Here is a 25,778-nt window from a genome sequence, read left to right on the forward strand (position 1 = left end):
GAGGTGAAATCATGAGTGACATAAACAGCAGCCAATACATTGGCCCGGAAAAAGTTCTGCAAAAAAAGAAAGACTATATCATTCCTTGCGTATACCATTTTTATAATGAGCCTATGCAGCTAGTCAAAGGAGAAATGCAATACCTGTACGACCATACCGGTAAACAATACCTTGACTGTTTTGCCGGTGTGTCGGTTGTCAACTGCGGGCACTGCAATCCTGAGATTACCAAAGCTATCTGTGATCAAGTCCAAACCTTGCAGCATACCTGTACCATTTATCTAACCGAAAATATTGTGAATCTGGCGGAACGCCTGGCTCAAATCACACCTGGCCGGCTGCAAAAGACCTTTTTTTGTTCCAGCGGTACAGAAGCTAACGAAGGAGCCGCTTTGCTAGCCTCTATCTATACTGGCAAACAGGAATTCATCAGCTTACGGCAGGGTCTTCACGGACGCACCAAACTGACAATGAGCCTGACTGGCCTCTCACTGTGGCGTACAGATACTAATCCTGTCGGCGGTATCAGTTTTGCCCCCAATGCCTACTGCTACCGCTGCCCCTATGGCAAGCGGCATCCCGAATGTGATTTAACCTGTGCTAACGAAATTGAAGCAATAATAAAAACAGCCACCTCTGGCCAGGTAGCTGCCTTCATCGCTGAGCCTATTCAGGGCAATGGCGGTATTATCACCCCGCCACCCGGCTATTTCAAACGAGTGAAAGAAATTCTTAACAAATACAACATTCTGCTCATCATTGATGAAGTCCAAACAGGCTTTGGCCGTACAGGTAAAATGTTCGCCATTGAGCACTATGGCGTGGAACCGGACATTATGACCATGGCCAAGGCTCTCGGTAATGGCGTTCCTGTCGGCGCATTTACTTCACGACCGGAAATTGCTGATACCTATACCCGCCCTGGCGCATCAACCCTTGGCGGCAACCCGGTGACTTCGGCCGCCGCCTTGGCTACCCTGGATGTAATTGCCAAAAACAATTTACCGGCCCGTGCTGCCGAGCTTGGTGAATACCTAAAACGCGGTCTGACCGAGCTGCAAAAAAAGCACCCTCTCATCGGCGATATTCGTGGTCATGGCCTGATGTTGGGGGCCGAACTGGTTAACCCTAATACATCTCCGGCTGCCCAGCAGCTTGACACTATTTTAGAGCAAATGAAAGACCGGGGGTTCTTATTTGGTAAAAATGGCCCTGACCGCAATGTTATGGCCTTCCAGCCACCACTGGTAATCACCCGTGAAGATTTGGATAATCTGTTAAATAATCTGGCAGACGTGTTGGCCCATATAGCTTAATAAGCATTACGCATCAGACTGGATATAACATATTAAAAAAGCGCTATCGCGCCCTTGAGGATACGGCTCTAACCGCAGAGTACACAGAGAGCGCAGAGGGGAGATGTATATCGAGACATTCCCTCTGCGTACTCTGCGTCTCTGCGGTTCAAAAAACTTATACTTTCTATCTTATAAAAAATTTGTTGGCAACTGCTGCTGTTAGCCGCGCATAGCCTGCACCCGGCGAATATTTTTCGGGGTGCGGGCATCTTTTTTCCCTGGTAACAATATTACTGCCGCCCGCTGGCGCTCAGTCGTTAAGCGAATAGCATGAGTCACAATCATAAGGACGGAAAAACTGGCCCACATACCAGCAAAAACCTGTCCGGAAACAGATTTCATAAATGCCGGAAAATTGGCAGCAAAAAGCACCAGCATTGCACTAATTGCAAGTAAACTGACCAGTGAACCAAACTTGCTGGTTCGATTCTTAAATCCTATCATCAAATCCCATCCTTCCTTTAAGACTTACTGAAGTATATGTCACTGAAATTGGGTTTATTAATTAAAATGCATATAAAAACGCTACAACCTCTATCCATTCCTCACAGTATTCGAACAGGGTCAGGCTTGCGTTATTAATAACGCAAGCCTGACCCCAAGTTACTCCATCAATATTTTAATGTCCTGCCGCGCTGTTGCTAAACGCCATGGGGTGAAAAAGCTTCTCGGCAAGTGCCTTTAGGCCTGGTGAGCAACGGGCGGGTTCAATTACCATTCCTTGCTCCATATTCCTCCAGACAGGCGGTAGGTCATCTACTCTGTGGGCCATGCCGCCGTTATCGTCAGGGGCGGCATAATAGACCTTTTTTATGCCTGAGTTGATGATCCGCGTGAGACACATGGGGCAAGGGTCCACGGAGGTGTAAAGGACAAGCCCTTTCCTGTTGCTTCGAGGGTTGCGCAAGGATGGGTCACTCGAATTCGTCGACCGTGTGGTTCCCACTTTGTCTTCATATCGATTCAGAAGATCCATCTCAGCGTGCAGGTCGCTGCGGAAATAAGGGGCATGCTGCCGGTTGTGGCTTTGTTCTACAATCTCGCCGGTTGCTTCGTACACAAGACAGGCACCTATTCCACCGTTATGCTCTTTGGAGCCCAGCAGCGCTTCCTTTACCGTAACTAGGATGAAAGGGTCATCCTCATAGCGGGGGTCAGGCACGTAAGCGTTGATTTCCTTTTCGATTTCGTCAAGATCTAAGGATTGGGTAACTGGCTGGCTACTCGCGGCAGAGATAGGGGAATTGGCGATGAACAAAATTAACAGCATGATAAGGAGTATCTTGACAATTGCCCAATTAGAAGGGCGATATTTTATATTACCATAATATATCATACTCTTTTCTCTCACCTTTCCTCTCTAAATGATCTGAATTTTTTATATCGGCCTTTGTGTTGGTGAATTACGCAAAAGTCAAGATAAGTTTTTATCTCTTGAATAATTTTAAATAATTACCTATATATCCATTATAAGGTACAATTAAGACTACTACAAGGGGTGTCGCCAACAGTTCCGACAAACCCACGCTAAAGGTAAAGCATCGAAAGGGGTCAGGCTTGCATAATATACAAATTGCTTTATTATCTACTTTAAATAAAGCAATTTCTTAATAACGCAAGCCTGACCCTAGGTTCCCCTATATGCAGTACGTCCAAGTGAGCGAAAAAAAGTTATAACAACACAGATGTATAATATAGTATAATGATATTTTTTGCCTCAAGGAGCGTGGATTATGGAGCAGAACATTATCCTTGAAACATCTAGGTTAATTTTGAGGAAACTTTGTCTTGATGATTATCAAGGTATATCCAAAATTCTACAAGACATTGAAGTGATGTATGCTTGGGAGCATGCCTTTTCCGATCAGGAAGTCACCGATTGGATCAATGAAAATCTTATGAGATATGCTAGAGATGGTTATAGTTATTGGGCTGTGATTGAAAAAAGTAGTGAACAATTGGTTGGTGTCTGTGGAATAATTGCAGAAAGCACAGATAATGAAGATCATGTTGGTATTGGCTATATATTCAACAAAGCATTCTGGCATCAGGGCTTAGCGTTTGAGAGTGCAAATGCTTGCAAAAACTATGCTTTTCGTACCTTAAAAATTTCTGAATTAACTGCTCAGATCAGACCTGAAAACTTCAGTTCCAGAAATGTAGCCGAGAAACTCGGCATGTCCGTTATTAAGCAGTTTAACCGTTTGTATAGAGGCAAACAGATGCCTCATCTTTTATACGGATGCTCAAAATAGCTTTTTCGCCATTAATTTTTTATCCCGATTGGTCTCTATCTATTAATCTTTTCATTTAACATTCGTTGATACTCTGTTAATAGTACATCAAGCATTTGACTTGCTCGAACAACTTCTGGATCAGTAAGCGTTTTCTTTAAAGCAACCTCATTCATCTTATCACGCAACTTCTCAATCATCTCCCGTAACTCAATTAATTCCGCCATTTCATCCCTCCTATATAAATTTATTGTTTACAAAAGGAGGTAGAAATATGTAGAGGATCGAAAGGGGTCAGACTTGCGTAATATACAAAATTGCTTTATTATCTACTTTAAATAAAGCAATTTTTCAATAACGCAAGACCCCAAGTTCCCCGAATGTGATTTAGCCTGTGCTAACGAAATTGAAGCAATAAAAAACGCTACTTACCTATTCAAGGTAAATAGCGTTTTTGTTAACTGACACCAGAACTGCTTACTTACATTTCATTCTTTACCCGCACATAAGTAGGCACTGAATAAGCAAATATCTTTTTATCCACTTCAATACTTGCATAAGTGTAAAGTATTACTCTTTCCGAAATCCGCTGGACGTGACCGCCCAAAACATAACATACGCCATTTAAAAAGTCGCACATCCGTTGCTGAGTAGCATCATCTACCTGTTGATAATTAACAATAATAGCAACACTGTCTTTGAGATAATCAGCGTAACTTTGTACATCATCGAAAGAGATTGGCAAATCGACAAATAATTTTAAATGACCTGAATGCTGACTGTGTACTTTTAACTTGGGACGTCGCTCAGGTTCCTGTACAGGCAATTCTTTAGCAACAGGCGTATCCGTTTTTTCCGGCGCTACCATATCTTCTTCCATCGGTATTAAAAAATTTGCTAATTTATCCATTAATCCAAGCGCCACTGGTAAACGCCTCCTCAAAAAATTCCAATTTCTAACCTTATTAGTAAAGTAGCTTCGACACCGTTTATGGCAATTCCTGCCTTACAACAATGAATTTTAACATTAATAGCAAACTGAGGAGGAATTTCCTAGTAATTTAGGACTTTAGCACTATAACTGACCTTTTCTAATTACAAATCTCACTACGTTTATCTTAGTACGCGAGTCAAGACTACCGCCTCTATAGGCAGCGCTAATTCAGGTGGAGTAGACTTTCCACCTGAATCCCCAATGTTTCAGCTATGCTGAAACGAGTTCACTGTTTGCGTTCACGGCCACGGATGTGCCGATCTAAAATAAGCTTACGCAAACGAATGCTTTGTGGTGTGACTTCTACAGCCTCATCATCATTAATATACTCAAGTGCCTGTTCCAGACTTAAAATTCGCGGCGGTGTCAGACGAATACCGTCATCAGTACCACTAGCCCGCATATTAGTAACATGCTTTTTCTTGCAAGGGTTAACATCCATATCCATATCCCGGGCATTTTCCCCGATAATCATACCTTCGTATACAGGTTGTACGGGGACAACAAACATAATGCCTCTGTCTTGGATACTATTAATACCATAACCAGTGGTTTCGCCTTGTTCAAACGCTACCAGTGCGCCCCGGGTACGACCGGGAATATCGCCTTTATATGGCACATAACCATGGAAAACATGGTGCATAATGCCATTGCCCTTGGTATTGGTCAAAAACCCTGATCTAAAACCAATTAAACCACGAGCCGGAATAATAAATTCCATCCGTAAGTAGCCAGCCAGTTCGATCATATTGACAAGCTCAGCCCGGCGGGTACCTAAGCCTTCCATAACCGGCCCCATAAATTCCTGTGGTACATCAATTGTCAAAAACTCCATCGGTTCGCAGCGCTTGCCGTTAATCTCCTTATAGATTACCTGCGGCTTGCCGATCTGCAGCTCATAACCTTCGCGGCGCATTGTTTCAATAAGAATCGACAAATGCAGCTCCCCCCGGCCTGCCACCACAAAAGAATCCGGGCTGCCGGTTTCTGTTACCCGCAAGCTAACATTAGTTTCGGCTTCTTTAAACAGACGGTCACGAATATGGCGTGACGTAACATACTGGCCCTCCCGTCCGGCAAAGGGGCTCGTATTTACCGAAAAAGTCATAGCCAGTGTCGGCTCGTCAATTCGAATGGCAGGCAGCGCCTCCGGATTCTCGGTATCAGCTACCGTATCACCGATATTGATTGATTCAAGACCAATCATCGCAACAATGTCACCTAAAGCAGCATCTTGGACCTCAGTACGCTTCAGTCCCTCGTATATATATAATTTGCCGATTTTGCCTCTGGTTTCCGTCTCACCATTCACCAGTACGACATTTTGGCCGTTTTTAATTCGCCCTCGTACAACCCGGCCAATAGCAATCCGGCCGACATAGTCGTCATAATCCAGTGTAGTAATCATAACCTGCAACGGTCCGTCAATATCGCCCCGCGGCGCAGGGATGGTTTTCTCAATACACTCAAACAACGGTTGCAAATTGTCGCTGTTATCATCCATGGCCATTTTGGCAATACCAGCGCGGGCAGTTGCATATACTACCGGAAAGTCAAGCTGTTCATCATTAGCATCCAGCTCAATAAATAATTCTAATACCTCGTCAAGAACATCTTCTACCCGCTGATCAGGACGGTCAATTTTGTTGATAACAACAATTGGCTTAATCTTTTGCTCTAAGGCTTTGCGCAATACATACTTGGTCTGAGGCATCGGTCCCTCAAAAGCATCTACTAGGAGCAATACACCGTCAACCATATTAAGCACCCGCTCAACCTCACCGCCAAAATCGGCGTGGCCCGGGGTATCGACGATGTTAATTTTGATATTATGATACATTACCGCCGTATTTTTAGATAAGATGGTAATGCCACGTTCGCGTTCAAGATCGTTTGAGTCCATAACGCGTTCAATAATATGTTCATTCGCGCGGAAAACACCGCTTTGCTTAAGCATAGCGTCAACTAAAGTTGTCTTACCATGGTCAACGTGGGCAATAATAGCGATATTACGTAAGTCATTGCGTTCCATATAAAATGATAGCCTCCCCTATAATGAGCAAAAGGATGCTTATATTTTGCACCCTTTTGTAGTGTCATGCACACTTCACTATATTATACCACTTGTCATATGTCAAATTAAATTTATTTTAAATGAAAAAAACAAGTATACCTCCAACATCCATTGCTCCTGGCAATGGAGCAACCTTTACTTATTCTAATGACCCAACAACTTTATTTAAATTAAACAAAGCCCGCGGATCAACCTTTAACGTTGTATTTTCTTCTCCTAAACCACCATAAATAAACGAAAATTGGAGAAGTCTCTTGTCCACGATATAAGGCAATGGAATTCCAAACATGGGTACATTGCCAACTGAAAATCCGGTTACTGATTTAACTTCCTCTTTTGTCGCTAATCTAACATTTTTGCAATGTAGCAAGTGTTTGATTTCTTTGAAATTAACATGACCTCTTTCCCCTGAAATAACTAACACATGAAAGCCTATACCTGTATATAGTATCAACGTTGGCGCTATTTGAGCAATATCAACATTAAAATAATCTGCACCTTCTTGTGCTGTACGAATAGGACTATCATTATAAATTAATTCAAATAAAAAATCACTTTTTTCCAAGATATCTTTTGTATTTACATTTTTCATTTATGTATAAAAACTCCCTCTAGACTTCACTGCTATTTAAAATATTATCTTAACTTGCCAGTTTATGCAAATCTATTATCATTCGCAGTGCTATAATGATAATAATGAACTAGAACAAGCCAAAGCAGGACTCAACGGGGAGGTGGACTGAATGCATACTCTGTCCAACCTATTTAATCCGATCATTGCAAAACCCAAAAACACGCTGCAATATGTTGAAATTCCGCCAAGTAATTTGCTTAAACCCTATATTAGATGCTTTTGGGGGTCATTTCACCAACTGCTACCATCGGGTAAGAATAAGCAGCGATCTTATTCTACGATCATCATCCCAGATGGCTGTATGGATATTGTTGTTGACATCAATCACATTTCCAATACACTAAGCGCGGCTTTTTGCGGTATCAATGACGCCCCCTTTCAAACTGCGGTTACTACTAAGACAGCAACTACTTCTACATTTGGCATTCGCTTTTACTTCTGGGCTGTTCCTCTGTTTGCCGATACTACCATGAGAGACGCCTTAAATGCATTTATAGATGTCGACAATTATTTTTATGATTTCAGAAAAAAACTGGCAGACATTCTGTTAGAAAGACCATCCCTTATGGACCAGATAGCGGCGGCGGAAGAATATTTGCTATCCTGTCTTCAGGCATCGCGTCCTATGGACCCCAATATCTTAAATGCTCTGTATTATATTTTAAAAACAAAAGGCCTAATCTCAATACCTGCCATATGCACCAGCCTAACGATCAGTCAAAGACACCTTGAACGCCTGTTTACAGAATTTATCGGCGCTTCGCCCAAAAAGATTTCCGATATAGTAAGGTTTCAAATGATCTGGCAAGACATGTATTATTCCCGCAATCGAAATTTTTGTGATCTTGCGTATCACTACCAATTTGCTCACCAGTCTCATTTTATCAACAATTTTAAAAAGTATGCAGGCAGAACCCCTTTGGAAGCTTTGCAGTATGCGGAAAGTTAACTTGTCGTTTTTTTGCAATACACTAAATATCCTTTATGCTAAAGTAAAGAAAATAACCAAAGGAGGTCTCCCTATGAAACTCGAAATTCTTACACAAAAACCAGATTTCTTTCAGGAGGAATGGCCCGGGCACTACGATATATTTCATTGGTTTGAATTTGTGTGCGGTATTCCCCACCCGTTATTTCTGCTTACAACTTATAAAGACAATGGTCAGCCAAATGCCTGCTTACATTCCTGGAGTTCATTTTCCGGCGATGGTGGTGGATTTTACGCTGTAATGCCCGGCATATTACAACGGTCACATACCTATCAAAACATTTTGCGAACTAAAGAGTTTTGTGTCAATTTTCTCAGTTCTGATTATCTTGAAATGTGCCAAAAAACTGTTATCAACAACGACGCTGAAACCGATGAATTTGCAGCAGGCGGGTTTACGCTTGAACCATCCAAAACCATTAACACGCCGCGTATAAAAGAAAGCTTTTTATCCCTGGAATGCAGCCTGGAACTGGAGAAAGATTTATCTCAAATGGGAATATCTGCGCTGATCATTGGGAAGGTAGGCGCTATAGCACTTGACGAGAGTTTTACCGGAAATGCATTTAAAAGATATGGACAGGATGGTTTTATGTTCAACATCCACCAGCCGAAAAATCCGTTAAATGCAGAGGGAAATCGATCGGGAATAGGAGTTATTGAGGTAATAAAAAAACAGTAAGATCTGCAAAAACAGCTAAAACAGAACAAATCTGAGTTTTAGCTGTTTTTATCTTAGTACGCGAGTCAAGACTCCCACCTCTACAGGCGGCGTTAATTCAGGTGGAGTAGACTCTCCACCTGAATCCCCAATGTTTCAGCTATGCTGAAACGAGTTCACTATTGTCAGGCCAATACTATTTCCCGTTGCAATTCGTGTTTTCCCTACTGAGCAGTCTACATTTATATAAGAGATTGCCTTGCCAAATAAGCCAGTGCCTCTGACAACTGTATTGGCTAAGGAGCCGGTTTCAAATATGTATTTAAAAATTTTTCCATGGCTTGATAAAACTCCAACCGGTTTTCTTCCTTATAAAAACCGTGCCCTTCATCGTCTTTTACCATATATTCCACCGGAATGCCTCTATCGCGCAATGCGCCGACAATTTGCTCTGACTCTTTTATCTTTACGCGGGGATCGTTTGCTCCCTGGGCGACAAACAAGGGTGCCCTGATTTTATCAGCATGGAATACCGGTGATGCCGCCTTTAGTAGTTCGGCATCTTTATCAGGATGACCAATCCGTTCGTAAAATTCATCAATCATAGGCTTCCAATACGGCGGCACGCTGGCGATAAACGTAAACAAATTTGATGGACCGCACATATCAACTCCACATGCGTAAAGTTCCGGAGTAAAAGCTAAGCCGGCCAACACTGCATATCCTCCGTAACTTGCACCATAAATACCTATCCTTTTGGGATCAGCAATGTGTTGGTCAATCAGCCACTTAGCTCCGTCCGTAATGTCGTCTTGCATCTTTTTTCCCCATTCTTTATTTCCTGCATTGACAAATGCCTTTCCGTAGCCGATTGATCCCCGGAAATTCATTTGCAGTACGGCATAACCCCGGTTAGCCAGAAATTGAACGTCAGCCCGGTAACCCCAGGCGTCTCTTCCCATTGGTCCGCCGTGTGGATTTATAATTACAGGCAGATTCTTTGTTCCCCTTCCTTTAGGTAAAGTTAAGTACCCATGGACAGTATAGCCGTCACGAGTTGTATATTGAATGGGCTGCATTGTTGCCAATTGTTCTTCTTTTAGCCATGGCGCCACATCCGCCAATTTGGTCAGCTTATCAGCAGTACTATCATAGAAATAATAAGCACCTGGATTACTAGCGGAATATTCAAAGATGATGTACTTATCCCTATTCTTGTTGGTCGAAGCAATCTTGAAATCGTTGTTGCCAAAGTGAGCCGTAAGGCGATCATAAATCGCTTGCGCTTCTTTGTCGAAAAAATAGTTGTGAAACTTGTCAGTCACATAGTACGCGAAAAGCAAGTTTTTGTTTTTTTGTGATATGCTTGCCCCGGCAATGTCTACATCAGGATTTTCAAATAATACCGCTTCTTCTTTTTCCTGGTCGGGATTAAACATTACCAACGCTAGCTTGTCGCGTCCTTTATTAGACAGCATGAATATTTTCTGGTTGGCGGCATCAAAACGTAAAGCTGATACATATTCCCGATAATCGGTGGATAGAATTACGTTGAAAGGCTGATCGGCAGTTGTGCGGTAATACATTAAATAATTGCCGTTAATCACATTTTTTCCATAAGCTATGCGGACGACACCTTGATTATCGGTTTTATAGCCCATAAAATTGCCGGGATTCTCCACCTCAAGTTTCATTTCACCGGTTGCTAATACGAGCCTGTAAACATCAAATTTTTTCGGATTACGTTGATTGGTCGAAATGAGAATTTCCTGCTCGTTATCAGGCAGGCTATCAACAATACGAACTCGAACTCCAGGGAAAGGTGTTAGGTCTTGGCTTTTTCCGGTTTGAATGTCTGCGGCATAGATGTGGTAGTTTTCGTCCCCGTCACAATCCTGAGAATAAATTATCAATTGTTCGTTTTTCCAAAAATAGGTTCTAATATCACTAGCAGTTGTAGCAGTAATTTGCTTGGCTTTTGTATCGGCGCTGCTTTGAACAAAAATGTTTAGACGATTGTTATAAGGCTTGAGAAAAGCAAATTTATTACCATCCGGTGATATTTGATATTCTGCTGCTTCCGGATTGCAGAAAAATTCCTTGAGCGGAATCAAGGGTGGCTTAACATCGACCATCTCCTTAGCGTAGGCCGGTTGGCAAACGGCCGTTACCATAACCAATAGTATTCCAACACGCATTAAGGACGATAATACCGATTTAAAAATTTTGCAGATAACCATTTTTTATACTCCTTTCTGCACTACAGATGAATAATAAATATAACACAACTATATTCAATGTAATGCCTTTGTTAAATTGATCTTCGTTTTCTTTTGTTTGTTTGTGTTTGTCTATTCTAGAATAAAGTAGGATCTCCTGCCTGTTTATACATTTTATTGTAAAGTTAAGACCATATTTTCATCCTATACACATAGGAATAAAAATATGGTCTCTAAAGAGTGGTTGGTCTGAAATAATCGGTGCATTAGTCAACAAACAAGCAATACGAATACGAGGTCCGAATTGAGGACTAACCAAAAGTCTTTTTTAATGCTCATGCTGATGGTGAGCATCAGGGAAATGCTCATGCCTATGAACCAGTGCCAAATGCCGGTGTTGGTGGTTGTGTTTTATTCCATCTGCAGCAAGGCTATCATGTGTATGTTGATGATGCTCATCATGTGTATGTTCGTGTTCGTGTTCGTGTTCTAGCTCTGCGTGCATGTGTTCGTGTTTGTGGTGCTCTGTTAGGTGAAGCCAGACGCCCAGCGCCATCAGCGCCCCCGCAATCACCAACGGCAGCGTCAATGGCTCACCAAATGCCAGCGATATTACAGCCCCAATGAACGGAGCAACAGAGAAGTAAGCCCCGGTACGGGCAGTGCCAAGGAGGCGTAAACCAACTACGAACAAGGCCAAGCTCACACCATAGGAGAGAAAACCCACCACCATCGCCAAAACCAGATTAAGGAGCGGCGGCAAGGATGCGCCGAGCATGAAGGCTAAGGCCAGATTGACCGAACCGGCAACCAGACCTTTGACTGAAGCAATCCACGTTGTATCCGCGAGCGACACCTTGCGCGTCAAATTGTTGTCGATGCCCCAGGCAAAGCACGCGCCCAGCAGCGCTAAAGACGGCCACAGACCGGCAAAGCTGGCATCCCCCTGCCAACTCAGGACCACTGCACCGGCTACGATGGCGAACATGCCCAGTGCAATGCGCCGGTCGAAGTTTTCCTTGAAGGCGAACCAGGCCAGTAAGGCCGTAAATACGCTTTCGGCATTGAGCAGTAGAGATGCTCCACATGCAGGCGTCTTGGTTAGACCAAACATCAATAAGACCGGAGCAACAATACCACCCGCCACTATCGCACCAGCAAACCAGAACGCCTCATGGCGCGGCAGTTTGACGGCAGGAGCTTTGGTCAACCAACGATATAGAGTTAGGCCAATACCGGAGCCAATGTAAAGCAGCCCCGCTAGCAACCATGGGTTAACGGCATTTAGCAATAGTTTCGCAAATGGTGTTCCTGCACCAAATAACAAAGCAGCGGTAAGCGCTGCTAAAATACCTGGTCGGCGGCGTAACCACTTTTTTTTAGTCATAACATTTTTCATCTATAGGTACACCTTTTCCTTTGAGTGGACTTTTACCTTTACAAGCTTTTGCCCTTAATGAAAAAATTTCTTCCGGCTTCAAAACTTTAACAATAAATCGAATTAAATCTTTAGTGAAGTCCACCAGTTTCTCCGGCCCCGGCCACGGGTTGCCGAATTGATCAATGATAATCCGCACCACTGGCCGTACTTGTAACTGCGGGTGAATCTCAACGACCACACCAATTTCACCGGTGTCCAATAATACAGTGGTACCAACTGGGTATATCACCACATTCTCCAGGAAACGATCAACAATCGCAGGGTCTAGCTTAGTCCCTCTTGAGGCTAACATAATATCATAGGCCTCATGGGGTAAAAAGGCTTTTCTATAAGGCCTATCTGAGGTAATCGCATCATATAGGTCTGCAACAGCAACTATTCTCGCATAAATATGAATATCTTCCCCTAATAAGCCTCGACAATAACCGGTGCCATCAAAATTTTCATGGTGTTGGAAAGCCACATGCGCGGATACTAAGGGAATTGGACCAACTCTGCGAATAATTTCAAACCCTTTTTTAGTATGGGTTTGTATTCGATTCCAGTCAGTAGGCGAAAGTGAGTCCGTCTTTTGAAGAATTTCGTAAGGAACCAATAGCATTCCTAAATCGTGCAAAATTGCCCCCATTGCGAGTTCAAGTAACTGCTGGGGATTCAAATTCATTTTGATTCCGATCATGATCGATAGTAAGCAGACATTAATCGAATGACCAAATGTATAATCAGCACGAGCACGAATGTCTGTCATTTGTATAAGCACATGGCGACTACCAATCGCATCTTCGATAATCTTCTTCATAGCCTCGCATATTCCGGTTAGATTGAATGTCCGATTTTGACGGATATCGCCGAAAGCTTGACTAGCCATTTTGATGATCTCCACTCGGGTTTCTTCGTTAACAATCTCCTCGGGCGTAATTTCCAAGTGAGGATGACAAACAAATACAGAATCTATACCCAGAATACCCAATCTTGAAATCAAATGTTCATTTAAAATTGCATTTTCTGACAGCAGAAGGTTTCCGGTGGCACTAAAAATATTCCGGGCAATAACCATCCCCGGTTGGAGTTGCGAAGTTGCTAAACGGAGCATAACTATCCTCCCGACTACAGTTGCGCTGTCCAGGTTTGCACCTTTCACTCAGATAACATAGTAACCTGAGACAAAACTTCAACATAATACTTACTCTACTATATTCTGCTGAACTAATCCCAGCTTTTCCATCACTTTCACCAGTTGGTCAATATCTATAGGCTTTGCGGCATAGGCATCACAACCAAGTTCAAAAGACTGCTGAACATAGTTCGTTTCTCCCAATGCAGTTACCATGATTACCTTGGCATGTTCTTCAGGCAAAACTCCATTCTGCCGTTCCAACTGCCGAATAGTTTTCAGCACTTTAACGCCGTCAACTTTAGGCATCATAATATCCAAACAGACCAAGTCGTAAGGATTGTTATCTTTCAGAGACAAAAAAAATGCATCCAAAGCCTCTAACCCATCTACCGTCAAGTCACATTCTCCGTACTGAGAAAGAAACTTCGAAAGAAACTTTCTACTAATCATATCATCTTCTGCTATTAATATCCTCATCCCTATCCCCCCTAGAACTTTTATCTTTTATGAACTTCGCATAGCTGTCGAATATTTTCTAAATACGCAAGCGTTTCTCGCATATTACCGCGCCTTGCGGCCAATTCAGCCTTAAAAGCCATAGTCTTTAATTCATCTGAACCAATTTGGGTCGCTAGTTTTTTAATCTTGTGGGCAGACTCCTCCATTAACCCTAAACCTTTTTCGCCAGCACTGCACTGTTCAAGCAGTTTTACTATTTCCAACAATGTCGAAGACTCTATATTTACCGCATCTGCTTCGCAAGCCAAAACAATGTCCCCATTTTCATTAATTTGCAAACTACGAATAGTATCGGCAGGATTCATGCATGTATTTTGTGGTGAAAACAATTCAATTTTATTAATCAGTTCCTCAAACTTCATTGGTTTAGCGATATATTCATCCATTCCTGCTGCCAAAAACCTTTCCCTATCTCCTAAAAGCGCGTGTGCCGTAAGCGCAATAATCGGGGTATGCTTGCGGGTATGAGCTTCCTCTTCCCTGATGCGCTTTGTGGTCTCTATACCGTCCATTTCAGGCATGTGAATATCCATCAAAATAATATTATAGTGTTTTTGCCGCCAAAGCAGTAATGCTTCGACACCGTTTTCTGCCGTATCAATTTGGTAGCCCAGCTTGCGAACCATTCTTTCAGTCACAACACGATTAATCGCATCGTCTTCAACTAACAAAAGCTTCAATGGTATCAATGGCTTGACAAATTTCTGCGGTAACTTCGACCGGTCATCAATTGTGCCAGCTTTTAAACTGATAGTAAAATAAAAAACGCTCCCCGTATCCTTGACACTCTCAACCCACATCTTTCCGCCCATCAGCTCTACAAGCTGCTTTGAAATAACCAGCCCCAATCCTGTTCCGCCGTATTTTCTAGTAATGGAGCCATCCACTTGGCTAAATGTTTTAAATAGCTTATTCATTTCACCAGAAGCAATTCCGATGCCGGTATCGCGCACAGCAAAGGTAAGTTCAAATGTTTCAGCATTTCCTCCGGTTCTTTTTATTGATAAGCTAACTTCACCATTTTCGGTAAATTTTATGGCATTGTCAAGTAAGTTATTTAATATCTGCCGCAATCGGTTCTGATCACCACTCACAATATCCGGAACATCAGCCGATAAGGTATAATTTAATTCCAGACCTTTACTTCCGGCACGATACGAATAAGCTTTTACTATTTCAGCGATTAAATCCCGGAATTTAAAGCTGACAACCTCCAGCGACAGTTTTCCGGCTTCCATCTTGGAAAAATCCAGGATATCGTTAACAATTCCCAACAACTGATGTGCACAAGATTTTGCGACCGTTAAGTTTTCTTTTTGGTCACTGGCTAATTCGGTCATTAGCGTTAAATCGATCATTCCCGTAATGCCATTAATCGGGGTTCGGATTTCATGACTCATGTTGGCAAGAAACTCACTTTTGGTTTTATTAGCCGCTTCTGCTTTATCCTTAGCCCCTTTGAGTTCTTCTTCCACAAGCTTTCGCTCAGATATGTCCCTGATAATATTTAGCAGTACTTTTCTTTCACCAATGATCGTACCTTGAGAATTTATTTCCACCGGGAAAAATTCACTGTTTTTTCTTTTATGCACCGCTTCAAAAAATACGCCTTTCCTGTCAGCTATAGCCATCTGGCACTTCATGAATACTTCCGTATCTTTTGCACAAAGATCAAAAATAGTCAAATTTAGCAGTTCTTCGCGTGAATAACCATAAGCCTTAACAGCGGCTTCGTTGGCCTCAATAATCCGCCCATCGATATCAATAAAGGTGATTATATCCTGCGCCTGTTCAGAAAGTACTTTATATCTGTTCAAACCTTCTTCGGCAATTTTTCTGTCGGTGATATCTATCCCCATACCAATATATCCTTCAGGTATCCCATGCATATTATAGTATCGCTTGCAAACTCTATAAAGCCAGCGGTACTGTCCATTACGATCAAGTACCCGGATTTCGCTTTCCTCCAAAACCTCTTTGTCCCGCAGCCCCAGTTCGGAATTAACGTATCTTTTTTTGTCATCAGGATGGAGCCGGTCCAGCCAACCATGCCCTAATGCCTGTTCAGTGGCCTGACCTGTTAGTATATACCAGTTTTCATTAATAGATTCCGTCTCGCTGTTTATGTTATTTCGCCAAATAATTGTAGGAAAACTCTCAAAGATCCGCAAATAAAAATCCCTTGTTTTGATAATAGATATTTCTTTTTGTTTCTGGTCAGTTATATCAACTAAAGCTACCACAACACGAATTTTGCCATCTACGATAATCGGTGCTGCACTGGCTCTGAACCAAAATACCACTTTTTTCCCTTCATTAACAATGGTTTTGTTGCATTCAATGCCAGCTGCCGGCAGTCCTTCAAAAGCAAGTGAAGTGGCCCGCCGGAATTCGCAATATTGACAAGTAGTTCCGTGTCCACAGCCCTTCTCATTCTCCAGACTACCCTGACAGCCAACTGCATTGCCGAAACTCTTTCCCACTACCTTTAACCGGTCTCCGCCAAGCATCTTTAGTGCCGCATCATTGACCTGGATAATCTTTTCAGTTTCATCGACAGTATACATGCCTACCGGAGCGGAGTTAAATATCATTTTAAAATTGTTTTCTTCACTCTCGATCTTCTTTTCCAACATTTTATAGCGCGTGACATCACGAAATACCACCACCACACCATCAATTCTCTCGCCAGTTTGTTTAATCGGCGTGCAGCTTGCAGATAGATACTTTATTGTTTTATCCTCCATAATAATTACCGATTCATTCTGCAAGCCCGTGGCGGTATGCGTTTGTAAAACCTGGGTAATAGGGCTGAGCAACGGTTCTCTGGTATTGGCACTATAGAGACTGAACACAGCACCAAAGGGCTGACCTATAGCCTTTATCCTACTCCACTCTGTAATTTGTTCAGCTGCTTCATTCATAAAAATAATCTTCTCTGCCGTATCAACAGCAATAACTCCATCTCCAATGGAAGCTAGTATTCCGGCCATGAAATGCATATTCATCAGCCTATCACCTGCAATCTAATTTTATATAATGCTAATAGGGACAACATTTAACTGCAGTGCCTATTGTGTCAAAATGGAATAAATTTGCCGGGATATCCTTTCTACGGGAACTTGCTTTCTTACAGCTCCGATATCATACGCAACTTTAGGCATCCCATAGACCACACTGGATTGCGCATCTTGCCCAATGGTATTTGCACCGGCCTGCTTCATTTTAAGCAACCCTTTCGCGCCATCATAACCCATCCCGGTCAAAATAACACCAATTCCGGCAGCCCCAGCCTTCTCGGCCACCGAATCAAATAAAACATCTACTGAAGGACAGTGTCCATTTACCCTATCGCCTTTAAAACACTCAACAGTATATATTTTTCCATTTCGATTTAAGCGCATATGATGATCTCCCGGCGCGATTAATACTCTTCCGGGTATAACAGTATCGCCGGTTTCTGCCTCTTTTACTTCCACTAAACATGAATTGTTCAATCGTTTCGCATACATACCAGTGAATACAGGTGGCATATGCAGAACAATAACCACACCTGGTATATCCCGGGAAAACGAGCGAACAACCTCATAGACTGCTTCTGTACCGCCTGTTGATGCCCCTATGGCTATGATTCGGTCTCTCTTTATCGGAACAGTTCCAGTTATAGGTTGACCATTGACATATTCACGCTTTAGCTGACCGACCTTTGCAGTTGCTGCAATCTTTATCTTAACGATCAACTCACGAATAAACATTTCCCAATTTACTGGTGACTTCGCGTCCGGCTTAGTAACGAAATCAACAGCACCGGCGTTCAAGGCATCAAATATATTCTCGCTCACTGCGCTTACTACAACAACAGGTAACGGATATTGCGGTATAAGTTTTTTTAAAAATTCAATCCCGTTCATGCGTGGCATCTCAACATCCAACGTCATAACATCTGGTTCAAATTCTAAAATCCTGTCTCTGGCCATATAGGGGTCAGAAGCTGTCGCCACAACTTCGAGCATGGAATCTTTGCCAATCCCCCGGAGTAAAAATTCCCTGAATACGATTGAATCATCGACCACTAAGACCCTAATCTTTTTTTTCATGGTAATCATTATTTATTCCTTTCTGTAGATTGCCGGCGCTACAAGAACATAGTTACTTTCATGGCGGCTTAAGGCTTCAGAATGGCCGATAAATAGATATCCCCCCGGTTCCATATGGTCATAAAACCGGTTGATCAAATTTCGTTTCGTGTCTGGGTCAAAATAGATCATTACATTTCGGCAAAGAATAAGATGAAACTTCTTTTTAAAAGGAAATGTTGCGTTCATTAGATTGAAACGTCTGAATATGACTTCTTCTCGTATCTTCTCGTTAATAACACTATATTCATCATCAAATTTAGATAAATACTGTTTTCGCCAACGATCAGGCAATTCATTTAATTGACTATTAGGATAAATCCCACGCTGCCCACGTTCCAAAGCAGCCGTGGAAATATCGGTTGCCAATATTTTAGTGTCCCACTGACACTTTGCCACCCCGAAGAAAGAATCGATACTCATTGCCAACGTATATGGTTCTTCACCTGTTGAGCAGCCGGCACTCCATATGCGTAAATCTTTACTCACACCCTTGGCAAAAGCAGGCAGCACCACTTGCTCCAAAAAATTAAAATGCTGGGGTTCCCGCAAAAAATAAGTATGATTTGTTGTCAGTTTATTTAGCAATATTGACCCGGCCTTACCTGTGCGGTCATTTACTATATAATGAAAATACTCAGAAAAACTATCAAAGCCATTCTGCTCAATATAGTTGTGCAAACGCCCCAACACCAAGCCTCTTTTATGCGTAAGGTTAATACCAAAATTTCGTCTGATGAACTGAACAAGTTCGATAAACTCTCTGTCGGTTATTGCTTTCATGTCTTCCGTCCTTTAACAAATACAAAGTAGTCAGCGCACTTATGACTTGTAACTTTAACTTCCGGTTAGTATTTGCCGAACTCGCTGTCATCAAGAAGAATTTTGCCTTTCGTCGTCAGTACCATTTCAGGTTTACCCGTTCTGTCTTCACGCTTTTGACTCTGCTTGTTTTGCTCAACCATAGCTTCAATGGCACGCAGTACATCCGGACTAAGGCCCTGTGTCCCCTGAATGCCATGGTCCATTTCTTTCAATTTGAATTTGGAAACATTAATTTTTAATATCTCGGCCTGACTGGCTAATTCCTCGCTTGCTGAAGCGCTTTCTTCCGCTGTTGACGAGTTAGTCTGCACAACCTGCGATACTTGCATAATAGCCTGATTAACCTGGGCAATGGCTGTAGCCTGCTCGTTCGATGCACCGGCAATATCATCGACCAGTGCCGCTGCCTTAGCTACTTCCTGTACAATGCCTTCCAGCGCCGCTGCCGTATCATTGGCAATTTTCGTTCCGGCAGCCACTTTTTGAATTGACTCTTCGATCATTACCGTTGTTTCCTTCGCGGCATTGGCGCTTCTGGCAGCAAGATTTCTGACTTCCTCTGCCACCACCGCAAAGCCTTTGCCATGTTGCCCGGCCCTGGCCGCCTCTACCGCCGCGTTAAGAGCTAAAATATTGGTTTGAAAGGCAATTTCGTCAATCACTTTGATGATTTTTGATATATTGACAGACGACTCATTAATTTCCCGCATCGCGGTTACCATTGCCTGCATTTGCTGATTTCCCTGCATCGCCTGACCCTGGGAAGAATTAGCCAATTCATTAGCATAATTGGCGTTGGCCGCATTTTGTTTGGTCTGAACTGCCACTTGCTCAATGGAAGCCGTAATCTCCTCAATCGAGCTGGCCTGCTCAGTAGAGCCCTGCGATAGAATCTCGCTGGATGCCGCAATCTGCTGAGTACCTGCAGCCACTTGCCCTGCAGCTTCGCTGATACTTCTCATTGCCTGGTTGACGTTACCGGCCATCATGTTGAAAGCCTGCGCTAATTCGCCTATCTCATCCCTGGTTGTAACCTTGACTTCACTATTTAAATCACCACTGGCAATTTTACCTGCCACCTTAGCAACTTCCTTAACTGGCCGGGAAATCACCCGGGCGATATAAAGGCCAAGCACAATAGCCAAAACAACTCCTGTTACAACAAAAGCAACCATAACCAGGATAGCACTGTTCGCTTCCTGCTTATTTGTAGCAGCTTTTTGTTTAGCAAGTTCAACTTTGAGAGCATTCATATTATTCAATGTATCATCAAAGATATCTGCATAATGAATCCCCTCAGTTGCCATCATCTGATTGGCCTGCTCATACTGGCCAGCTTGAATCATAACAAATAACCGCTTGATATACGCTTCATAATCATTTATCACACCAACAAGAGCTTTTTGCAACTTCTGTCCTTCCTCAGATATGAGAGTTTTGCTAATCTTCTCGGTTTCTTCTTTCATTTCTCCAATACGTGCAGTAGTCTTGCTCATGTTATCGGCCTGGTGCGCAGGATTTCTATCCAATATTACCTCTCTTACATTGACACGGCTTCTTTGATAAGCTTCTGTCACATTCCCCATTTGTTCAATCGGCACAGTATAATACTCGAACAGCATTGTATCTTCCCGAGCCAGGTTATACAGGTTAATTATACCTACTATACCAACAATACCAGTCACCACAGCCACGCAGAGAAAGGCGATAATAAGCTTATTGGCAATTTTAAGATTTAGATACCAATTCATACTTTAAGCCTCCTTATTGTTACCTCATATACAGTTAATTAATTTTTTCCAAAAAGTTCACTTCATCATTGCTTAATACCCGCTCACTATCAAGGATTAATTTTACGTCATCACCAACTTTTCCAATCGCCTTGGTAAACCGCTGATGGTAGCTGCCATTTTGCAATTGTGGCGGTGGAACGATATCTTTTTCCGCAATTGTCAGTACTTCGGCAACAGCATCAACAATTAATCCTACAGCAATTTCATGTATATCAACTACCACGACACAAGTACGGTCATTGTATTCTATAGAGGATTTTTTAAATCTTAATCGCATATCAATAACCGGAATGATTTTCCCTCTCAGATTAATAATCCCTTTGACGTATTCCGGAAGATCAGGTACCTGTGTAACAGGCTGCATGCCGATAATCTCAGTGACATACTTAATCTCTATGCCATACGCCTCCGCACCCAAAGTAAATGTCAGAAACTTACCCTTCTGGGTATCTTCTTCCAATTCCAGCTCATTTTCGCTAATCTCGGACATAACACTTCTCCTCTCGTGTTGCAAGTAATTTTACACTAACGTTTTCCTGTTAATACTTGCCGAATTCACTATCATCAAGAACAATTTTTTCCCTTGCTGTCAATACCGCTTCATTTTTCCCCGAACGCACTTCTTGTTTAGATCCCTGCTTCTTTTTTTCAAGCATAATTTCGATGGCGCGCAGTACCTCCGGACGTAATCCCTCTGTAGCTTGAATATTTCGACCGGTTTGTTTCAATTGGAATTTGGACACATTGTTTCTTAATATCTCAGCCTGACTGGCTAATTCCTCGCTTGCTGAAGCGCTCTCTTCCGCTGTTGACGAGTTAGTCTGCACAACCTGCGATACCTGCATAATAGCCTGATTAACTTGGGCAATGGCTGTAGCCTGCTCGTTCGATGCCCCGGCAATATCATCGACCAGTGCCGCAGCTTTAGCTACTTCCTGTACAATACCTTCCAGCGCCACTGCCGTATCATTGGCAATTTTTGTTCCAGCATTCACTTTTTGAATTGATCCTTCGATCATTACCGTTGTTTCCTTCGCGGCATTGGCGCTTCTGGCAGCAAGATTTCGGACTTCTTCTGCCACCACTGCAAAGCCTTTGCCATGCTGACCGGCCCTGGCCGCCTCTACCGCCGCGTTAAGGGCCAAAATATTAGTTTGAAAGGCAATTTCGTCAATCACCTTGATAATTTTGGATATATTGACAGACGACTCGTTAATTTCCTGCATCGCTGTTACCATTGCCTGCATTTGCCGGTTTCCTTGCACCGCCTGCTCCTGGGAAGAGTTAGCCAATTCATTGGCATGATTAGCATTAACAGCATTCTGCTTAGTTTGGACTGCCACTTGCTCCATCGTAGCAGTAATCTCCTCAATTGAGCTGGCTTGTTCAGTAGACCCCTGCGATAGAGCCTCACCGGATGCTGAAATCTGCTGGGCACCTGCCGCAACCTGTTCCGCAACCTGTTTTACATCGGCAAAAGCTTTATTTAGTGCGTCCAACGTTTCGTTCATGGCATTTTTAATCGCCGCATGATCACCTCGATAATCTCCCTCAACCTGCTGCCGCAAGTTTCCTGAAGCCATTTCCTTTAATACCGCCAAGGCCTCTTTAATCGGTTCATTTATCATATCTAAAGTGTGATTGATGCCTTCAACAATTTGCCGATAACTACCCCCATGTTTTTCGGCATCAGCTCTGGTTGTCAGTTTTCCTTCCACAGCAGCTGTAGACAAGAGGTTAACGTCGGCGATCATTCGGTTGATATTATCGATGCATTTATTCAGATTCTTACCAAGCAGGTCATTTTCTGAGTGTATTTTAACTGCAACGTTTAAGTCCCCTGCCGCTATTTTTTCGACTGCCAGCGACTGTTCCCTGATATTAGTAATCATCCTGTCAAATGCCTGCATAAGCATTCCGATTTCATCCTTCATTATTGCAGTCTTACTAGTAACGTTCACATCCCCTACGGCAAGTGAGTCGGCGGCTACAACTAAATTTTGTATTGGCCGGCTGATAGCGCGCGCTATAAATACTCCTAAGCTTATCGCAACTAATACCCCAGCTATTATAATTAGACTTACTACAACAATTGCCTGGCTAGCCGCTGCTTGATTGCTCGCCGCCTTTTCGCCAGCCTGTTTAATTTTGATAGTTTGTGCCTCTTGCAGAGTATTCTCAATGATCTTGCCAATTCTCGCTCCGTCGGTTTGCAAGAGTTGTCCAGCAATATCCAACTGATTGGCCTGCTCCAATCCAATTATTTTTTCAATAAACGCCTCATATTCCGTTACACCGGTTCGTAAGGCAGCAAAGGTATTACGTCCTTCGTCAGTATGAACTGTTTTCTCATAATTTTGCATTGACTTTTTCAATTCTTGCAATTCTTCTCTAACCTTTCCCTTGGCTCTCCCTCTTGTGCCGGGGTCGCTTGCTAGAACTATGTTTCTAGACTCATTTTGCATAATATAATAGTTTTCCGTTATATCCAACAAATCGCCTAAGGGAACAGTATAAAGATCGTACAATTTCTTGTCTTCTGCGGTAATGCTATAAAGGTTATGAATTCCAAAAACACCTACCGCCCCAGCTATCATTGATACAAAAACAAAACTAAACAGTAATTTTTTTGCGATATTCAAATTATGAAACCAAGCCATTTTCTTTCACCTCTTTTGTATTCTTCGTCTATGAAGTTTTTTTACGCTTTACCATGCCACCAATATCTAATATCAGACTAATACTGCCGTCACCCAAAAGCGTGCATCCCGCTAATCCTTCTACCTGCCTGATATTTTTTACATAGGGAGGCAGTGCCTTTACAACCACTTGTTGCTCGCCGATAAGTTCATCCGCAAATAGGCATACTATATTGCCTTCGTTTTCAACCATAATAATAATTCCATCCGTAATATCATTCGTACGAGTATTCACTTTAAATACCTGACTAATACGTAAAATTGGAAAGCATTGCCCCCTCACCATAATCATTTCATTTCCATCCGGATCAATGATAATATCTTTTTCCCTAGGCTTAAAGGATTCTTTTATCGCGGTAATTGGAATCGTATACCGAGCATCTCCTACTCCTATATTCATAGCGTCAACAATAGCCAAGGTAAGAGGTATCCTTAGAGAGATTGTTGTCCCTGCACCCGGAATACTATCAACTACTACCATACCGCCGATGCTATTTATATTTTTAGTAACTACGTCCATCCCAACGCCTCGACCGGAGAATTCAGTCACTTTATCGTTGGTAGAAAAACCCGGAGCAAAAATAAAGGAATAAATTTCTTTGTCAGTCAACTCATTCTCAGGCTTATGCAGTAAGCCATTATCTCCGGCACGTTTGAGTATCTTGTCCCGGTTCAATCCGCGGCCATCATCCTTTATTAAAATAACGACATCGCTACCATCATTCTTAGCTTCTAACGTAACTTTGCCGTTTGCCGGTTTTCCCACTGCCATCCGTTCCTCGCCTGATTCAATCCCATGGTCAACAGCGTTGCGAATGATGTGCATTAAGGGATCTGATATATGTTCGATAATATTTTTGTCAACTTCCGTTTCTTCACCGATTAACTCCAGTTGAACTTCCTTGCCAAGTTTTTTACACATATCGCGAATAATTCTATTCATTTTTTGGAAAGTAGTAGCAAGGGGCAACATCCGGATTGACATCACAATATCCTGCATCTCGCCTGTAATCTTCTCAAGCTGCCGTACCGCTTTAGCAAAATTAGTAAGAGACAACCCCCGCAAGTCAGGATTTTGTATCACCATAGCTTCTGCTACCACCAATTCACCAACTAAATCCATAAGTGTATCCAATTTAGCCACATTAACACTGATCATACTCTGCCCGCTATTGGAAACAGCTTTTTTATTTATAGCAGCGGGATGTTGCCCAATTGGGTTGCTATTTTTATCAGTAAAATCCTCCAAAATAATCTGCTTTGGCCGTGACTCTTGTTTCTCTGTTGCCGCACCGTCAATTTCTACTAATTCTAAGGTTTTAAGAAAGATTGTCTTTTCCAGTAATTCATGTATTTCACTATAAGGACGGCCAGATGAAAAGAATATCTTAAATCCCTCTGTGCGAATAATTTCTGCCGTCGCATCATCCTCCATAATATTTTCCGGTATGTATGTAATATCTTTGGCAATATCCCGTAAACTAGGAATAATGGTATATGCCCGAATATTCTCCATATCGCAGCCATCTTCAAAAAAAACTGTCGCCATAAAAGACTGCTTTTTCAGAGAAACTGCCTTCTTGTCCTGGCTGACATAATACTGTTTTTGACTGAGTACCGTACTTTCCTTAGCCACTGTCTGTACGCTGGGATTCACCTTTTTTAACTCATCAAGAAAACTGTGTGTTTGATCAATTAACGAAGAGGCATTGCCATCTGCATTGCCTCCACTCCTAATCTTGTCAATTTCATTTTTAATAAAATCGCCACTTGCCAAAATCAGATCTGACAGTATCATGTAATCAACGTTCTCCGGCTTACCCTCACGCAAATAAAAAAATACATCTTCAACACAATGAGCAAGCTGTGCAATAGTATCAAACATCATCATTGCCGCTGCCCCTTTAATGGAATGCATAATACGGAAAATCTCATTAATTGCTGCTATGTTATAGCCGTCGCATTTTTCACTGTCAATTACACTTTGCTCTAATTGCTCCACAAGCTGAGTGGTTTCAAACAAAAATAGCTCCAACATGGGTTCCATTGTAGATTCATCTGACACAATAATCGTCCCCTTTGATGA

At 42.4% G+C, this 25,778-nt stretch carries 21 protein-coding genes; 4 read left to right on the forward strand and 17 right to left on the reverse strand.

The genetic code is table 11. From position 1 onward, the window contains the following. Window positions 1-11 precede the first annotated feature (11 nt). Window positions 12-1,316, forward strand: a complete 1,305-nt coding sequence (locus SALPA_RS27140) for an aspartate aminotransferase family protein (RefSeq protein ID WP_145101406.1) — start codon at window positions 12-14, stop codon at window positions 1,314-1,316. Between the two features lie 201 nt (window positions 1,317-1,517). On the opposite strand, the gene SALPA_RS27145 is transcribed toward SALPA_RS27140, so the two are convergent. Continuing rightward, window positions 1,518-1,802, reverse strand: coding sequence for a hypothetical protein (locus tag SALPA_RS27145; protein ID WP_145101408.1), 285 nt, complete (start codon window positions 1,800-1,802; stop codon window positions 1,518-1,520). Window positions 1,803-1,977: 175 nt separating this feature from the next. After that, window positions 1,978-2,709 carry a nucleoside deaminase gene (locus SALPA_RS27150; RefSeq protein ID WP_186451251.1) on the reverse strand — a complete coding sequence of 244 codons (732 nt, stop codon included), beginning with the start codon at window positions 2,707-2,709 and terminating at the stop codon, window positions 1,978-1,980. A gap of 382 nt (window positions 2,710-3,091) precedes the next feature. Here SALPA_RS27150 and SALPA_RS27155 point away from each other — a divergent pair, with 382 nt between their 5' ends. Next, complete coding sequence (locus SALPA_RS27155) at window positions 3,092-3,613, forward strand: GNAT family N-acetyltransferase (protein WP_145101412.1); 522 nt, start codon at window positions 3,092-3,094, stop codon at window positions 3,611-3,613. Between the two features lie 35 nt (window positions 3,614-3,648). On the opposite strand, the gene SALPA_RS27160 is transcribed toward SALPA_RS27155, so the two are convergent. The 4 genes from SALPA_RS27160 to SALPA_RS27175 all read right to left on the reverse strand — a co-directional run bounded on the left by SALPA_RS27160 (window position 3,649) and on the right by SALPA_RS27175 (window position 7,252). Next, window positions 3,649-3,819 carry an aspartyl-phosphate phosphatase Spo0E family protein gene (locus SALPA_RS27160; RefSeq protein ID WP_145101414.1) on the reverse strand — a complete coding sequence of 57 codons (171 nt, stop codon included), beginning with the start codon at window positions 3,817-3,819 and terminating at the stop codon, window positions 3,649-3,651. A 254-nt stretch (window positions 3,820-4,073) separates the two neighbouring features. Beyond that, a complete protein-coding gene (locus tag SALPA_RS27165; protein WP_145101416.1) occupies window positions 4,074-4,517 on the reverse strand; it encodes a cell division protein SepF in 444 nt (147 codons plus the stop codon). A 295-nt stretch (window positions 4,518-4,812) separates the two neighbouring features. Continuing rightward, window positions 4,813-6,618, reverse strand: coding sequence for a translational GTPase TypA (gene typA / locus SALPA_RS27170; protein WP_145101418.1), 1,806 nt, complete (start codon window positions 6,616-6,618; stop codon window positions 4,813-4,815). Window positions 6,619-6,799: 181 nt separating this feature from the next. Next, window positions 6,800-7,252, reverse strand: a complete 453-nt coding sequence (locus tag SALPA_RS27175) for a YbaK/EbsC family protein (protein ID WP_145101420.1) — start codon at window positions 7,250-7,252, stop codon at window positions 6,800-6,802. A 151-nt stretch (window positions 7,253-7,403) separates the two neighbouring features. Here SALPA_RS27175 and SALPA_RS27180 point away from each other — a divergent pair, with 151 nt between their 5' ends. Then, window positions 7,404-8,243, forward strand: a complete 840-nt coding sequence (locus SALPA_RS27180; protein ID WP_145101422.1) for a DUF6597 domain-containing transcriptional factor — start codon at window positions 7,404-7,406, stop codon at window positions 8,241-8,243. A gap of 73 nt (window positions 8,244-8,316) precedes the next feature. Beyond that, complete coding sequence (locus SALPA_RS27185) at window positions 8,317-8,964, forward strand: flavin reductase family protein (protein ID WP_186451252.1); 648 nt, start codon at window positions 8,317-8,319, stop codon at window positions 8,962-8,964. 275 nt (window positions 8,965-9,239) lie between these two features. Here the strand turns inward: SALPA_RS27185 and SALPA_RS27190 are convergent, their stop codons facing one another. The 11 genes from SALPA_RS27190 to SALPA_RS27240 all read right to left on the reverse strand — a co-directional run bounded on the left by SALPA_RS27190 (window position 9,240) and on the right by SALPA_RS27240 (window position 25,757). Beyond that, window positions 9,240-11,183, reverse strand: coding sequence for a S9 family peptidase (locus SALPA_RS27190; RefSeq protein WP_222428139.1), 1,944 nt, complete (start codon window positions 11,181-11,183; stop codon window positions 9,240-9,242). Window positions 11,184-11,490: 307 nt separating this feature from the next. After that, window positions 11,491-12,561, reverse strand: a complete 1,071-nt coding sequence (locus tag SALPA_RS27195) for a DMT family transporter (RefSeq protein ID WP_255451385.1) — start codon at window positions 12,559-12,561, stop codon at window positions 11,491-11,493. Then, entirely contained in the window at window positions 12,542-13,696 is a 1,155-nt protein-coding gene (locus SALPA_RS27200; protein ID WP_145101425.1) for an HD-GYP domain-containing protein, read from the reverse strand. The genes SALPA_RS27195 and SALPA_RS27200 overlap by 20 nt, the downstream gene beginning before the upstream one ends. 90 nt (window positions 13,697-13,786) lie before the next feature. Beyond that, entirely contained in the window at window positions 13,787-14,197 is a 411-nt protein-coding gene (locus SALPA_RS27205; RefSeq protein WP_145101427.1) for a response regulator, read from the reverse strand. A 20-nt stretch (window positions 14,198-14,217) separates the two neighbouring features. Beyond that, window positions 14,218-17,247 (reverse strand): PAS domain S-box protein, encoded by a 3,030-nt coding sequence (locus tag SALPA_RS27210; protein ID WP_145101429.1) that lies wholly within the window; start codon window positions 17,245-17,247, stop codon window positions 14,218-14,220. Window positions 17,248-17,310: 63 nt separating this feature from the next. Further along, window positions 17,311-18,336 (reverse strand): chemotaxis response regulator protein-glutamate methylesterase, encoded by a 1,026-nt coding sequence (locus SALPA_RS27215; protein WP_255451386.1) that lies wholly within the window; start codon window positions 18,334-18,336, stop codon window positions 17,311-17,313. A 12-nt stretch (window positions 18,337-18,348) separates the two neighbouring features. Beyond that, window positions 18,349-19,158, reverse strand: a complete 810-nt coding sequence (locus SALPA_RS27220) for a protein-glutamate O-methyltransferase CheR (protein ID WP_145101433.1) — start codon at window positions 19,156-19,158, stop codon at window positions 18,349-18,351. Between the two features lie 65 nt (window positions 19,159-19,223). Continuing rightward, the gene (locus SALPA_RS27225) at window positions 19,224-20,951 is read right to left on the reverse strand and encodes a methyl-accepting chemotaxis protein (protein ID WP_145101435.1); all 1,728 of its coding nucleotides are present in this window, start codon (window positions 20,949-20,951) and stop codon (window positions 19,224-19,226) included. 34 nt (window positions 20,952-20,985) lie between these two features. Further along, window positions 20,986-21,483: a chemotaxis protein CheW gene (locus SALPA_RS27230; protein WP_145101437.1), complete on the reverse strand. Its 498-nt coding sequence runs from the start codon at window positions 21,481-21,483 to the stop codon at window positions 20,986-20,988. Between the two features lie 49 nt (window positions 21,484-21,532). After that, a complete protein-coding gene (locus SALPA_RS27235) occupies window positions 21,533-23,653 on the reverse strand; it encodes a methyl-accepting chemotaxis protein (protein WP_145101439.1) in 2,121 nt (706 codons plus the stop codon). Window positions 23,654-23,681: 28 nt separating this feature from the next. Beyond that, on the reverse strand, window positions 23,682-25,757 hold the full coding sequence (locus SALPA_RS27240) for a chemotaxis protein CheA (RefSeq protein ID WP_145101441.1): 2,076 nt from the start codon (window positions 25,755-25,757) through the stop codon (window positions 23,682-23,684). Between the last annotated feature and the right edge of the window lie 21 nt (window positions 25,758-25,778).

Source organism: Sporomusa sp. KB1, assembly GCF_007830295.1.
Taxonomy (GTDB): domain Bacteria; phylum Bacillota; class Negativicutes; order Sporomusales; family Sporomusaceae; genus Sporomusa.